The sequence below is a fragment of the Pseudoramibacter alactolyticus ATCC 23263 genome, assembly GCF_000185505.1.
Taxonomy (GTDB): domain Bacteria; phylum Bacillota; class Clostridia; order Eubacteriales; family Eubacteriaceae; genus Pseudoramibacter; species Pseudoramibacter alactolyticus.
In genome coordinates this window covers 1,819,391-1,833,020 of the sequence record NZ_GL622359.1, presented here as the reverse complement: position 1 = coordinate 1,833,020, position 13,630 = coordinate 1,819,391, and the positions used below count along the sequence as shown (strand labels likewise).

The 13,630-nt window shown below is 55.7% G+C and carries 10 protein-coding genes; 8 read left to right on the top strand and 2 right to left on the bottom strand.

The genetic code is table 11. The features are described from left to right. Positions 1-18 precede the first annotated feature (18 nt). A complete protein-coding gene (gene eutH, locus HMPREF0721_RS08755) occupies positions 19-1,125 on the bottom strand; it encodes an ethanolamine utilization protein EutH (protein WP_006599354.1) in 1,107 nt (368 codons plus the stop codon). Between the two features lie 376 nt (positions 1,126-1,501). Between eutH and HMPREF0721_RS08750 the strand changes: the two genes are divergently transcribed. Beyond that, the gene (locus HMPREF0721_RS08750) at positions 1,502-2,722 is read left to right on the top strand and encodes an NAD/NADP octopine/nopaline dehydrogenase family protein (RefSeq protein ID WP_006599353.1); all 1,221 of its coding nucleotides are present in this window, start codon (positions 1,502-1,504) and stop codon (positions 2,720-2,722) included. Here the strand turns inward: HMPREF0721_RS08750 and HMPREF0721_RS08745 are convergent. Beyond that, complete coding sequence (locus HMPREF0721_RS08745) at positions 2,696-2,884, bottom strand: hypothetical protein (RefSeq protein WP_006599352.1); 189 nt, start codon at positions 2,882-2,884, stop codon at positions 2,696-2,698. The genes HMPREF0721_RS08750 and HMPREF0721_RS08745 overlap by 27 nt on opposite strands. Before the next feature lie 252 nt (positions 2,885-3,136). On the opposite strand from HMPREF0721_RS08745, the gene HMPREF0721_RS08740 reads away from it, so the two are divergent. The 7 genes from HMPREF0721_RS08740 (at position 3,137) to HMPREF0721_RS08710 (ending at position 13,615) form a co-directional block, all read left to right on the top strand. Beyond that, the gene (locus HMPREF0721_RS08740; RefSeq protein ID WP_006599351.1) at positions 3,137-3,925 is read left to right on the top strand and encodes a glycyl-radical enzyme activating protein; all 789 of its coding nucleotides are present in this window, start codon (positions 3,137-3,139) and stop codon (positions 3,923-3,925) included. Positions 3,926-3,957: 32 nt separating this feature from the next. Then, positions 3,958-4,665, top strand: coding sequence for a helix-turn-helix transcriptional regulator (locus tag HMPREF0721_RS08735; RefSeq protein WP_006599350.1), 708 nt, complete (start codon positions 3,958-3,960; stop codon positions 4,663-4,665). Between the two features lie 633 nt (positions 4,666-5,298). Next, positions 5,299-7,677, top strand: coding sequence for a glycyl radical protein (locus tag HMPREF0721_RS08730; RefSeq protein WP_006599346.1), 2,379 nt, complete (start codon positions 5,299-5,301; stop codon positions 7,675-7,677). 142 nt (positions 7,678-7,819) lie between these two features. After that, positions 7,820-8,107 (top strand): hypothetical protein, encoded by a 288-nt coding sequence (locus HMPREF0721_RS12135; RefSeq protein WP_006599345.1) that lies wholly within the window; start codon positions 7,820-7,822, stop codon positions 8,105-8,107. A 47-nt stretch (positions 8,108-8,154) separates the two neighbouring features. Continuing rightward, positions 8,155-9,459, top strand: coding sequence for an MATE family efflux transporter (locus HMPREF0721_RS08720; protein WP_006599344.1), 1,305 nt, complete (start codon positions 8,155-8,157; stop codon positions 9,457-9,459). A 342-nt stretch (positions 9,460-9,801) separates the two neighbouring features. Beyond that, positions 9,802-12,336: a glycyl radical protein gene (locus HMPREF0721_RS08715; protein ID WP_006599342.1), complete on the top strand. Its 2,535-nt coding sequence runs from the start codon at positions 9,802-9,804 to the stop codon at positions 12,334-12,336. A gap of 94 nt (positions 12,337-12,430) precedes the next feature. Then, positions 12,431-13,615 (top strand): sensor histidine kinase, encoded by a 1,185-nt coding sequence (locus HMPREF0721_RS08710; protein WP_006599341.1) that lies wholly within the window; start codon positions 12,431-12,433, stop codon positions 13,613-13,615. The last annotated feature ends 15 nt before the right edge of the window (positions 13,616-13,630 follow it).

The window sequence follows — 13,630 nt, the reverse complement described above, 5'->3', positions numbered from 1 at the left end:
TTTTTGCAATCAAATGGATCAATCGGCGGTTTCAGTCGGCCGGCACGTTCGATTCGGGCGCAACGCCATCGAATCGCCGCGGGAAACCATAATGGCAATGCCCAGACTCACAAGACCGGTGATCAGTTTGCCCGCCATCAGCGGCATGGCGATCGCCGGGTGAAATTGCATCGAAAAGGCGAGGAAATCCCCGGCGGCAAAACAGGCCGCCGTCAAGAACGCGACGTTGTAAAAACAGCCCCGGACATCCAGCTTTTCGCTGTCGAGCATCACCGGGATGGGATTGGCCGCGCAAATCAGCAAACTGATGACCGAGCGGCCGTTGATTTTTAAAAGCGTTCCCAGCTTTTTCAGCGGACGCTGGATCACGCGCTGAAGCAGGGCCATAAAGGGCAGAATCCCCGCCAGAAAAACCCCGATGCTGCAGATCACCGGGAAAATTTCGCTCAGCGGCGTCAATCCGTGCAAAATGGCAACGCCCAAAGTCTGCTGCACCGCGTCGATGGCAAAACCCGTCAGGGCAATGGTGCGGATGACAAAGGACAGCCCCTTAAACACCATGAGGATGTGCTCCCCGCAGGCCTTAAACAAGACGAACAGCAAAAGCGCAAAGCATAAAACCGGCCAGGTATTGGCCAGAATCAACCCGGTTTTAAATCCGGCGATCCATCCGGTGAGCACGCAGCCAAAGGGCAACGTCACAAACCCGATGAGCAAGCCTTTCGTCGCCGCCTGCTGCCGTTCGCCTTTGGTGTTTTCCAATACCAGCGGAATGGTGATCATGATGTTGATCCCCAGAAAGGCGCCAACAACCATCCCGTTATAAAGACCTGCCGTCGCATCGACGGCCATGGCCTTGCCCAGCACCGCCCCGCCGCTATCACAGGAGAGCAACATCCCGGCAAAAAGCGACGGGTCACAGCCAATCCGCATAAAAAATGGCGTGATGGCCGGCCCAAGCACCGCTTTGATCCAGGGTGCCAAAGCGATAAAACCCGTCATTAAAAACAGCAGCTCGACGATGGCATTGAGCCCTTCGTAAAAGGATTCTCCAATCCCAAAACGATTGCCCAGCAAATAATCAACCGCACCCAGACAAAAAAAGACCGCGGCAATAGTACTCATGATGATTTCTCCATTCTAAAATCGTTAAGGCTTTGTTATAGGCGCCTTCATCGTAGCGCAGCCCTTTTTCTCAATCAAGCGTTTGGCAACCAAAGGCGAAAGAAAGTCAAAAAATGGCGACATTCGGCAAATTGAACGAAAACCTTAAAATAAACGAAATACAGCGCGCTTCCAAGTGCGCTATTTTTGTTCCCCTATATAATTATGAAAGCTAAAATCGTGTAAGAGAAGCATTTAAAAAAATTTCAAATTCGTCCTTTACAAACAACCGACGAGCTCCTATAATGAACTTAAGTCAATGAGTTTAAGTCATCGACTGAATCCGCTGCGTTAGCATGCCGGAAAAACCGGCATCAAATTCAAGGAGGAACGAACAATGGATATGCGTTATCTGAAAGACAAACCGATTGCAATCATCGGGGCCGGCGGTGTTGGTAAAACCATGGCCGGTGACTGCGCGCTGGCGGGCCAGAAGGTCAACCTGTGGGAACAGGAAGGCTTTAAAAAGAATCTGACCAACATCATGAGAACCGGCATTAAGCTGTCCGGCAACCAGTTCAGCACCTATGGCTTCGAAAGGAAGGGTATCGGCCGCCTGAACATGGCCACTACCGACATGGCCGAAGCCGTTAAAGGCGCCGGCAATATCATCGTGACGACCATCGCCGGCGCACACGAAACGGTTTTTCGTGAACTGATTCCCCTGCTGGAAGACGGTCAGGTGGTTCACATCATTCCAGACAACCTCGGGACCTTTGAATTCAGAAAAATCATGCGCGAACTCGGCTGCACCACGAAAGTGATCGTCGGCGCCTGGTACACCGCCCCCTACGGCGTGCGCATTGTCCGCCGCGGCGGGGTCACCACCAACGAATGCAAGGTGGAAGACCGCATCACCTTCATCCGCGGGGCTGCCCTGCCGGCATCCGACAGCGACGACTTCATCGCCGCCGCCGATTATATCGGCGCTTTCGACGCCATCCGCACCGGCGACGGCTTTATTAAAGGGACGGACGTCATCGACGTCAACCTCGGCAACGTCAACCCGGTGATCCATGTTCCCGGTACTGTTCTTGGGGTCTCCACCATGCAGAACTTCGATACCGTTCTCGGCCAGGAAATGAAAAATTACTCGCTCTACGGCTTCGCGCTGTGCCCGGCCATTGCCCAGGTTCAGTCCGTGTTCTGGGAAGAAGAAAAGGCCCTTGCCAAAGCCATGAACGTCGGCCTGACCACCGTGAACTACGAAGACTTCTTCTCCCGCACCACCATGTATGGGAAAGAATACATGGGGCCGGACTTCGCCGTTCCGTTTGAAGAAAAATATGAAAACTTCTTCGGCGATGGTCCTTTCTCCCTGGAAGACCGCTACATCACAGAAGACGTGCCGGTCGGCTGCTACTTCATCCAGCAGCTCGGCGATAAATACGACGTTCCGACGCCGATCGTCGATTCGATGATCCTGCTCGCCAGCACCATGCTCGACCGCGATCTGACCGGAAACAGCAAATTCACCCTGGATTATCTCGAAATCGGCCACATGAATGATGCCCAGCTGAAGGATTATATCTTAAACGGCAACTTCACCGCCAAATAAGCAAAGCCCCATCATCACCGCACACACCCAGTCTTGGGTGTGTGCTTTTTTTGGCGATTTGCCGCCGTCCTTCCCCGTGCAGGCTATAAACAGCGCAAAGCTTCCCGTGCCATTCCGATCCTTCCGGTGCACCAGCTCCGAAAGACGATAAAAATCGACCATTATTTTGCATTTTCTCCCGCATAAACGCCAATATTTTTGCAGTATTCTCGTTCATTTTTTTGCGCTGCTGCTATTTCTCCTTCTACCTGAGAAACGGCAAAAATTTACCCGTGATTTAAATGGCTTAGATGCGGCGATGGCGCGCTTCTCTGCTTTTTCTCCGATTATTCCCCCATTTTGGCATCAAACTTGCGATGATTAAACAACAAAGAAATCGCATCGATCATCACAATGAAGGAGCACTTGCACGCTATGAATTTTCAATACGAGGGGAAAGATCATAAAGGAATCGTTCTGCGCATGGAGCGCAGCTCGATTCACGACGGCACCGGCTTCCGCACGGTTGTTTTCATGAAGGGCTGCCATCTGCGCTGCGCCTGGTGCTCCACCCCGGAAAGCCAGCCCTTTGAAATCCAAACCACGGCCGAAGACCAGACCTACGGCGAGGTAATGACCGTCGAAGAAGTTTTGAAGGAAGTCCGCAAGGACATTCCCTTTTATTTTCACTCCGGCGGCGGGATGACGGTCTCCGGCGGCGAGATGATGGCCCAGCCGGATTTCGCCCGCTGCCTGCTGCAGCAGGCCCAAAAGGAGGGCATCAACACCGCCATCGAAACGGCGCTTTTTGCCAAATGGACCGTGGTCGAAAGCATCCTTCAACATGTCGATACGGCCTATATCGATATTAAATTCGTCGATCCCGAGCTGCACCGCCGGTTTTGCGGCGTCGACAACCGGCCGATTCTGAGCAATCTGCTGCACACCAACAGCCTGCGGCACCCCTTCCGGCTGATTGTGCGCACACCGTTAATCCCCGGCCTCAACGATTCCGAGGCGGAACTTCACCGCATCGGCCAATTTTGCACCCAGCTCAAAAAGCTCGACTGGATTCAACTTCTGCCCTATCACAAACTGGGCACCGATACCTATCGCAAACTCGGCATCCCCTACGCGCTGGGCGATATCGACACACCTTCTCCGGAACATATGGAGGCCTGCCGCGATATTGTCGCCCAGCACCTCGAACGCGTCGTGTGGTAATAAAAATATCAACTGAAGGAGGACTTGGAGAAATGAAAAAAGTCATTGATATTCGCATGTTTCACGAATGCCGGGGCGAACACGCTCACCCCTATATTCAAATCATGGTGCCCCTGGAAAAAACCCTGCGCCTCAACATTGCCGACCGGGTTTACGACGTGACCCCGCAGGAACTTTGCCTGGTGCCCCGAAAGATGCCCCACGAATGTGACTTCAGTGGGCGCATGCTCGTGCTCAACCTCACCGAAGCTCCGGACGACAAAGACAAGGTCCTGCTCGGCGAACCCATCATCGTCTCCATGCGCGGCCAGATCATGCAGTTGGTCGAGCTCATCCAGGCGGAGCTTAAACACAGCCCCAACAGCAGCTCCGTTCACTATCTTTATAACTTTCTTTACAGCAAGCTGCTGGAAAACCACGAACCCCCATCCATCCGCTACATCGCCGAGCATTACGATCTGCCCATCACCGTGGATCAGCTCGCAGAGATCGAGCGCTACAACGTCACCTACTACAACGACTGGTTTAAACACAAAACCGGCGTCTCCCCGGGGATCTATCTCCGGCGCACCCGGGTAGAAAAGGCCAAGGAGTTGCTTCAAAACACCTCTTTCAGCGTGACCCACGTCGCCGTGATGGTGGGCTACAGCTGCAATTCCACCTTTACCCGCGCCTTTCGCAACATCACCGGTATGACCCCCAAGGCCTACCGTAAGCGGACAATACCCCTGGCCCAATAACCGATAACAGCATTGATCCAATTCTGCGTTGACTTCCTGTCCACCATTCGCGCTGAAGGCTACCCACGCCGCCTATCCCGAGCTCTTTGGCGAAGCCCGCGAACACGCAACGGGCCCGCCCATGCCGAAAGGCTGGTCCACCGATGAGCGGCCTTTCCCTCGCCGGGCGTTATTTTGAATCGGTCGGCCGCCTCACCTTTCAAAGGGCGGTGCCTGAGCTTTATCTCCGCCTGGCCTTCGGACGACCAGCGAAAACAATGATCTTGACCCCCTGAAATTCGGGCTTATCTCTGGCTGAGACCGAAGCCGCCTAAGGGCGCTGAACTTCTTTTTCCGACAGCGCCCAGCGCCGTTTTTTCTGCCGCAGTCAACGCAAAAGTGCCTATTTTTTTGCGTCGTTTTGCCCAAAACCGAAACTTTTTTTGCTTTTTGCCCTCGCTCCCTATGAACCTTTCAATCCCTGCGTCCAAAAGCGGGCATTTAAAAGAGCGAAAAACAAACGTTTTCTAAAATAAAAATTTTTTTCGAAGCTTTTCCGTTTTTTGGCATAAAGCTTGCGTATATAAATAAGCAAAGCGGCTCGCATCCGGCGGGCCCGATGTATCATGCATTGATTTTGAGGGAGGTATCACTATGGCAAAGGATTATATGAAACGCATCGAAGCGTTAAGGCAGCAGTATCTGAGCACCCGCGTCGACATGGACGTTTGGGACGCGCTCTATATGACCGAAGGCTTCCAGGCGTCCGAAGGCCAGCCTTGGGCCATTCAGAAGGCCACCGGCTACAAAAATGTCTGCGAAAAGAAAGACATCTATATTCAGGATCACGAGCTGCTCGTCGGCGGCGTCGGCTTCAAGCCCCGCTGCGGGATCTTAAATCCCGACTCCGCCTGCTCCGTCATCGAAAAGGAACTCGACACCATCAGCACCCGCCCCTATGATCCCTTCTTCCTTTCCGAAGATGCGAAAAAAGTCTTTATGGATAAAATCGCCCCCTATTGGCGCGGCAAATGCGTGCTCGACCGCTGGAACGCGATGATGCCCGACGATGTCCGAACCATGCGCGACGGCGGCATGCTCTATGTCGATAAGAAATTTGTCCGCGGCTACGGCGAAAACACCCCGGGCTGGACCACCTTGCTCGCGAAAGGCGTCGGCGGCATCAAGGCCGAAGCCGAAGCCAAGCTCGCCGCCCTCGACGACGCTGCCGGCGAAGACGTTGTCGAACAGATCATCTTCTATCGATCGGAAATCATCGTCGCCGAAGGCATCATCGCGCTGGCCAACCGCCACGCCGACCTCGCCGAAAAGATGGCCGCCGAAGAAAACGACCCGACCCGAAAGGCCGAACTGCTCAAAATTGCCGAAATCAACCGCACCGTGCCGGAAAACGCCCCGCGCACCTTCTATGAAGCCCTGCAGTGCATGCTCACCTATGAATACGGCATCTTTATGGAACAAAATGCCTCGTCCTACAACCTGGGCCGGATGGACCAATATCTCTATAAATTCTACAAAGACGACCTGGCCGCCGGCATCCTCACCGAAGACGGCGCGCAGGAACTCATGGATTGTTTCTGGATCAAAATTGCCGAAATGGGCCTCTTCCAGGATGCGGCTTCCGCCGAATTCTCCGCAGGCTACAACATGACCGTTCAGGTTTGTGCCGGCGGGATCGATAAATACGGCAACGATGCGGTCAACGAATTGTCCTACATGACCATCCAAGCCACCGAAGACACCGCGCTTAAAGAACCCAACATGACGGTGCGCTACAACATCGCTAAGAATCCGGACAGCTTCCTGCGCAAGGCGGCCGAGTGCATCCGCATGGGCCGCACCATGCCGGCCATCTATCACGATGATGCCGGAATCCGCATGCTGCTCAACAAAGGCATTCCGCTGTCGGAAGCCTGGGACTGGACGCCCTGCGGCTGTGTGGAAACCAATTTGGAAGGTCGGCTCAAATCCTACACCGATATCGGCGAAATCAGCATGGGCGGCGTGGTCGACATGGTGATGACCAACGGCAAAAGCCGGCTCACCGGCGAACAGGTCTCCATCCGGACCGGCGACCCCCGCGACTTTGCGACCTTCGACGATTTCATGAGCGCCATTAAAAAACAAATCGCCTATTTCGTCGATGTCATGGCATCCATGAACTCCTACCTCGACTATCTGAGCGAACGCTACCGCCCGGTGCCCGCCCTCTCCCTGACCTATCCGAACTGCATGGTCGTCGGAAAGGACTATGCCAACGGCGGCGCCGAATACAACGTCGGCAACGGGATCAATATCATCGGCCAGGCCGACGTCATCAACTCAGTGGCCGACATCAAATACCTGGTTTACGACGAAAAGCAAGTCTCTATGGATAAGATGTGCAAGGCTCTCGATGCCAACTTTGAAGGCTATGAAGACATTCAGCAGCTGTGCCTGGGCGCGCCGAAATACGGCAACGACGACGAACGCGCGGACTTTTGCGTCGGCGAAATCTACAACTATTTGGTCGACTGCATCGAGGCCCACGGCTCTAAATTCGGCCGTCTGACCGCCGGCATGCTGCCGGTCTCCGGGAATGTGCCGATCGGCAAATCCGTCGGCGCGCTGCCCTCCGGCCGCAATGCCTGGGCCCCGCTGGCCGATGGGATCGGCGCCACCGGCGGCACCGATGTGAAAGGCGCCACCGCCCTGCTCAAGTCCATCTCCCACCTGCCGCACTCGCGCTTCACCCAGGGCACCCAGATGAACCTGAAGATCGAACCGGAAATGCTGGAAGGCGAGACCGGGCTCAACAACATGGTCTACCTGTTAAAGACCCAGTGTACCCTGGATATTTATCACACCCAGTACAACATCATCGACCGCGATATTTTGATCGATGCCCAGAAACATCCGGAAGACCACAAGGATCTGCTTGTCCGCGTGGCCGGCTACTCGGCCTTTTTTGTCGAACTGGGCAAAGACATCCAGGACGATATCATCCAGCGGACCGAAATCGGCGCCTGGTAACCCCCAGCTTTAAGCCCATGCGCGAAAGATGGTGCCAGACATCTCGGCGCATCTTCTTGAAGAACAGCCAGAAAATGATCGTTGTTTTCTGGCTGTTCTTTCTGTTCTTTCATGTATTCTGCGACAATAAAAAGAGGCCCTTATGACAACCGGTATCAAATTCTGCGGCGGCTGTAATCCGCAATACGACCGCAAGGCCTGCGCCGAACAGCTCATGGCCCGTCTGCCCGATCCCGTCGAGATCGCCGCACCCGGCGTCCCCTATGACGCCGTTTACGTGATCTGCGGATGCCAGGTCTGCTGTGCGGACGTATCTGCCATGAATACCCGCCATCTGATTTACATCGCCGACGACGGCGCCGCCCGCCGCGACGTCTGCCGAAAAACCCCGAAGGAGGTCCCGCCATCGCCAACCAAAGCAAAGACCTGACCCAGGGATCCATCTTTAAAGGTCTTTTTTTCTTTTCGCTGCCGCTTTTGGGCAGCAGCCTGATCCAGCAGCTTTACAACACCGTGGACTTGATGTTCGTCGGAAACATCGTCGGCAAGGAAGCTTCCGCCGCCGTGGGATCCACCAGTCTGCTCACGGTGTGCATCCTCGGCTTCTTTATGGGGATGGGCGTCGGTGTCGGCGTCATCACAGCCCACGCTTTTGGTGCCCGGCAAGACAAAGCCCTCAAGAATACCATCCACACCGCCATCGGCCTGGCCGTCGCCTTGTCCGTCGTCGCCACGGCCATCGGTCTGGCCATTTGTCCGTTTTTTCTAAAATGGATGCATGTGCCCGAACGCATCACGGGCCTCGCCCTGACCTACATCCGTCTGTATCTATTGGGGATGTTCGCCATTGTCTGCTATAACGTGGCCACCGGCATCATCCGGGCCCTGGGCAATGCCCGCTCGCCTTTGATTTATGCCATCATCGGCGGGCTCGTCAACGTCGGCGCCGATGCGCTTTTGATGTCTGTTTTCCGCATGGGCATCGCCGGCGCGGCCCTCGCCACGGTACTCTCCCAGGCGCTGTCGGCCGCGCTGGCCTTGCGCTATCTTTGCCGCCTGCCGGATCGATGGCGGCTGGAACTGCGCAAAATCACCATCGACTGGGCGCTCACCCGCCGCATTATGCGCCTGGCCATTCCCGAGGCAATCCGCAGCATGCTCATGACCTTCGCCAACATCCTGATCCAGACGGGGATCAACGGCCTTGGCGTCTCAAGCATGGCCGCCTACGCCGCCTACGGCAAAGTGGAGGGCTTTATCTATTTTCCCCAATGGTCGGTGGGACAGGCCAACACCACCTTTGTCAGCCAGAATCTGGGCGCCGGCAATTTAAAACGCACCGAGCGCAGCACCAAAGTGGCCTTGGCCATGGGCATCGGCATCACCCTGATCACCTCGGGCATTGCGATCCTCGCCGCTTACCCGATCTTTCGCGCCTTCTCCGCTGATCCCTGGGTGATCGAGATCAGCGTGCGCAGCGCCCGCGCGGCCTACGGGCTTTATTTTCTCTATGCCATTGTGGAAGTGCTGGCCGGGGCGATCCGCGGATCCGGCACTACCACCCCGCCCATGGTGATCACCATGGTGACCCTCTGCGGTTTTCGAGTGCTGATCCTCAACATCGCCCTGCACTATCTGCATACCCTGAACCAAATTGTCGGCATCGTCTTCCCCGCCACCTGGGGCATCGCTGCCATGAGCTTTGCGATCTATTATTTCAGCGGACTGTGGAAACGCAATAAAATCTTTCAGGCCGCCGCTGCCCCGTCGGATCCCCGATAAATCTCCCGCAAAAAAAGCACGGATACGCCGTGCTTTTTTGTGTTGGAACAAGCCGCACCTATCGAAAGGGGACAAAAAACGCCGAAACCCGATAAAATTCAAACCATCCGTTGGCAGGCGGATGGTCTGGATTGGACAGGCGAGCCGGAGTCGGCCTGGCCGATGCCAAAAATCATCGCTTTCAAACCCGACGGTATTCGATCGTACCGATTTTACGGCAGCCGCTGTCAACGAATTGGCAAGAATTTAGTCTTTATTGTGTCTGTATGACTGCCGATGGACTTTCTATAATGATCATACAAAATATATCGGTGTGTCAGACACATTTGAGGAGGTAATAGTATGATTGCAAAAGGCTTCAGTAAGCCCACAGAACGTGTTGAACGGCTGAGAAACCAAATTATCGATGCGGTCCCGCATATCGAATCCGATCGGGCAAAACTGCTGACGGAATCCTACAGGCGCACGGAAAACGAGCCCATGGTGCTGCGCCGGGCCAAAGCGATGGATCATATCCTGACCCATTTGCCGGTAGTCATCCGCGACGACGAACTCCTCGTCGGAACGCTGACCCGCCATACCCGCTCCTGCCAGGTTTATCCGGAATTCTCATACAAATGGCTGATCGAAGAATTCGACACCATTGCCGACCGGATGACGGACAAATTCGTCATTGAAGAAGCGGATAAGCAGATTCTGCGCGACGTGCTGCCCTATTGGGACGGCAAGACGATCAATGACCTGACCCTCAGTTACATGGAAGAAGACAGCAAAAACAGCATGAACCATTCGGTCTTTAACATCGGCAACTACTGGTTCACGGGAATCGGCCACATCATCATCGATTACGCCAAAGCCATTGGCGTGGGCTACCGGGCCATCGTCGAAGAAGCGGCGGCCGTGCTGCAGCAGCTGGAAGCCCAGGATCCGGATTATCAGAAAAAGGCGGCATTCCTAAAGGCGGAAATCATTATTTTCTCGGCGGCCATCAAATTTGCCCACCGCTATGCAGACAAAGCGCAGAGCCTGGCGGCTGGCTGTTCGGATCCGGCCCGCAAGGCGGAGCTCGAACGCATCGCCGCCAACTGCCGCCGCGTTCCGGAATATCCGGCGGAAAACTTCTGGGAAGCCTGCCAGGCCTTCATCTTCACCCAGATGATCGTACAGCTTGAATCCAGCGGGCACTCCGTCTCGCCGGGGCGCTTCGACCAGTATATGTATCCGTATTTCAAAACCGACCAGAGCCTAACCCGCGATCAGGCCCAGGAGCTGCTCGACTGCGTTTTTGTCAAGTTGAACGATCTGAACAAGGTCCGCGACGCGGTCTCGGCTCAGGCCTTCGCCGGATATCAGGTATTCCAGAACATCGGCGCCGGCGGACAGACGGCGGACGGTCAGGACGCAACCAACGACATCTCCTACATGATGATCGAAACGGTGGCCCATCTGCGGCTGAGCGCACCGTCGTTCTCTATCCGCGTGTGGGAAGGCACGCCGGACGAATTCTTATACCGCGCCTGCGAGCTCTGCCGCCTGGGCTACGGCCTGCCGGCCATGTACAACGACGAGGTTATCATCCCGGCGCTGGTCAACCGGGGCATCGACCTTTACGACGCCAGAAACTTCGGCCTGATCGGCTGTGTGGAGCCCTCGGTTCCCGGAAAAGAGCAGGGCTGGCACGACGCCGGATTCTTCAACGTGGCCAAGGTCCTCGAGATCACCATGAACAACGGCCGGGTCGACGGCGATCAGATCGGTCCGAAGACCGGGGAAGTGAGCGACTTCAAAACCTATGAGGCCTTTATCGCTGCCTTCAAAACGCAGCTGGCCTTTTTCGTCCGCCAGGTGGTCAACGCCATCAACTCGATGGACTACGCCCATCGGGAACGGGTGCCGTTGCCCTTCCTCTCCGGTTTTGTGGCCGACTGCATCGCCCAGGGGACGGATATCAACGCCGGCGGCGCGAAGTATAACTTCAGCGGTCCGCAGGCCTTCGGGGTGGCCGATGCCGGGGATTCTCTCTGCGCGATCAAAAAACATGTCTTCGAGCAGAAAGACGTCACCTTTGAAGATCTCAAAGATGCGCTGGATCACAACTTCGGTTATCCGGTGAGCAGCGAGCTGACACCGATCGCCTGCTGCCCGGACGTCAAAACCATCACCACCCAGGCGCCGGCCGATCTCCAGCAGACGATTTACGACACAATCATCAAGGTGATCGGCGATGCGGGCGGCACCATAAAAGCCGAACCCGCGGCAGCGGCCGGTGACAATCCATACGAACGGATCAAACGCATCATGGAAAACACCGACTGGTACGGCAACGATATCGACGCGGCGGATATGGTCGCGCGGCAGGTAGGACAGGCCTATTGCTACGAGGTTCAAAAATACAGGAACCCAAGAGGCGGTCAGTTCCAGGCGGGGATTTATCCGGTCTCGGCCAATGTGCTCTTCGGGAAGGATGTCGGCGCCATGGCCGACGGCCGCCTGGCGACAAAACCTCTGGCCGACGGCTGCTCGCCAAGAGCGGGGATGGACACCAACGGCCCGACGGCCGCGGCGAACTCCGTGGCCAAGCTGGAGCACGAGCTGGTCTCCAACGGGAGCCTCTACAATATGAAATTACTGCCGGAAAGCGTCGACGGAGATCAGGGGCTCAAGAACTTCGCCGGGCTGGTGCGCAGTTACTTTGCCCACAAAGGTCAGCACATTCAGTTTAACGTCGTCAACCGCGACAAATTGCTGGATGCCCAACAGCATCCGGAAGCATATCGGGATCTCGTGGTCCGCGTCGCCGGTTACAGCGCCATGTTTGTCGAACTGGCCAAGGAAGTGCAGGACGATATCATCCACCGGACAGAGCAGTCCTTCTAAGGCGGCAAGCGCCGGCAAAAACGATTGGGCGATTTTACATCCTCGCCGGACCATGATATGATGAAAACATCAAGATGAAACGAGGGATCATGTCATGGAAATCACCCAACTGATGACAGAACGGGGCGAAGAACTGCTGGCGCTGCAGCAGCTCATTTCTGATGCGACGGGCATGGCCAACGTCATTGTCAACGCGCAGGGCAAACCGGTATCCGAGTTGGTAGGCTTCTGTCCCTTCTGCTGCGAAATGCGCAAACGCCGGGACGGACTGACCAGCTGCATGGCCTCCGACGCCTACGGCTGTGTTCAGGGCAGCATTGACCTGCAAAGCCACCTTTATCTCTGCCATGTGGGGCTTTTAGAAATCGCCGTTCCCATTGTGGTTGACGGCCGGTATCTGGGCGGTTTTATCACCGGGCAGGTTCATTGCCCGGATGCACCCTCGGAGATGATCCGGGTGAACCGCCTGACCCAAAGCCCGACCCTGGCGCTGACGGCGGCGGAAAAAACACTCTGCCGCAAAATACCGACCATGGGCTATGCCCAGTGCAGCGCGCTGGCCAAAATAATTGAAAAGCTGATTTCGCAATTTTGCCAGCAGGTCTGTTTGAAACCGGCAAAACAAGGCGCCAAAGCGCAACCGCACAGCAGCAAGGCGCGCCCGGAGCAGCCGGCAACGCGCCAAATGATTTTGGACAGCCTGATATCCGCGGCAAATCTGGCGATTATCGAGGGGGCCGTGGAAACCAACGCGTATCTGGTGCAGCTGTCGGATTTTATAAAAACGGCCATTTTCGGCGACGAAACCTATTGGACCGTGGAAAAAGAAACCGCGCACATCGCTGATTTTCTCAAATTGCAAGGTGTCCGCCTGGGGGATAAGCTGCAGATTGATCTGCAGGTTCCGGAAGAGCTTGCGTTCTGCCAGATCCCGGCAGGCATTTGGCTGGCCTTTATGACCCACACGACGGGACCGCTTCTGATGGCCGGCGGCAGTTTGCGCATCGAGGCAGCTATGACGGGGGATCAGATCGTGCTGAGACGCATTCACACCCCGCCTTATAAGGATCAGCCCCGGCAGTGTTACGCGGCTCTTTCGACATGCACCTCGGCTCCGCTTCCAAACGCCGGGCTGATTCAAAAGCAATTGGAAGCGATCTTTGGCAAAGGGATCTGTGAAGTCGAGGCGCTCTCCCTCGAAAGGGGAGAGGGCTGGCTGATTCGCGTTCCCAATCTTTTAGCGCAGTCGTCGGGCAGTTATCGCAGCACAGATGGCTGAAGCACAAAAGCAAAC

Bases quoted from the DNA above. Each gene is read 5' to 3' on its own strand.
- HMPREF0721_RS08750 (WP_006599353.1), top strand. From the start codon at position 1,502: ATGGATATGCGTTATCTGAAAGACAAACCGATTGCAATCATCGGGGCC.
- HMPREF0721_RS12135 (WP_006599345.1), top strand. From the start codon at position 7,820: ATGACAACCGGTATCAAATTCTGCGGCGGCTGTAATCCGCAATACGAC.
- HMPREF0721_RS08715 (WP_006599342.1), top strand. From the start codon at position 9,802: ATGATTGCAAAAGGCTTCAGTAAGCCCACAGAACGTGTTGAACGGCTG.
- HMPREF0721_RS08710 (WP_006599341.1), top strand. From the start codon at position 12,431: ATGGAAATCACCCAACTGATGACAGAACGGGGCGAAGAACTGCTGGCG.
- HMPREF0721_RS08745 (WP_006599352.1), bottom strand. From the start codon at position 2,884: ATGGTCGATTTTTATCGTCTTTCGGAGCTGGTGCACCGGAAGGATCGG.
- HMPREF0721_RS08730 (WP_006599346.1), top strand. From the start codon at position 5,299: ATGGCAAAGGATTATATGAAACGCATCGAAGCGTTAAGGCAGCAGTAT.
- eutH (WP_006599354.1), bottom strand. From the start codon at position 1,125: ATGAGTACTATTGCCGCGGTCTTTTTTTGTCTGGGTGCGGTTGATTAT.
- HMPREF0721_RS08740 (WP_006599351.1), top strand. From the start codon at position 3,137: ATGAATTTTCAATACGAGGGGAAAGATCATAAAGGAATCGTTCTGCGC.
- HMPREF0721_RS08735 (WP_006599350.1), top strand. From the start codon at position 3,958: ATGAAAAAAGTCATTGATATTCGCATGTTTCACGAATGCCGGGGCGAA.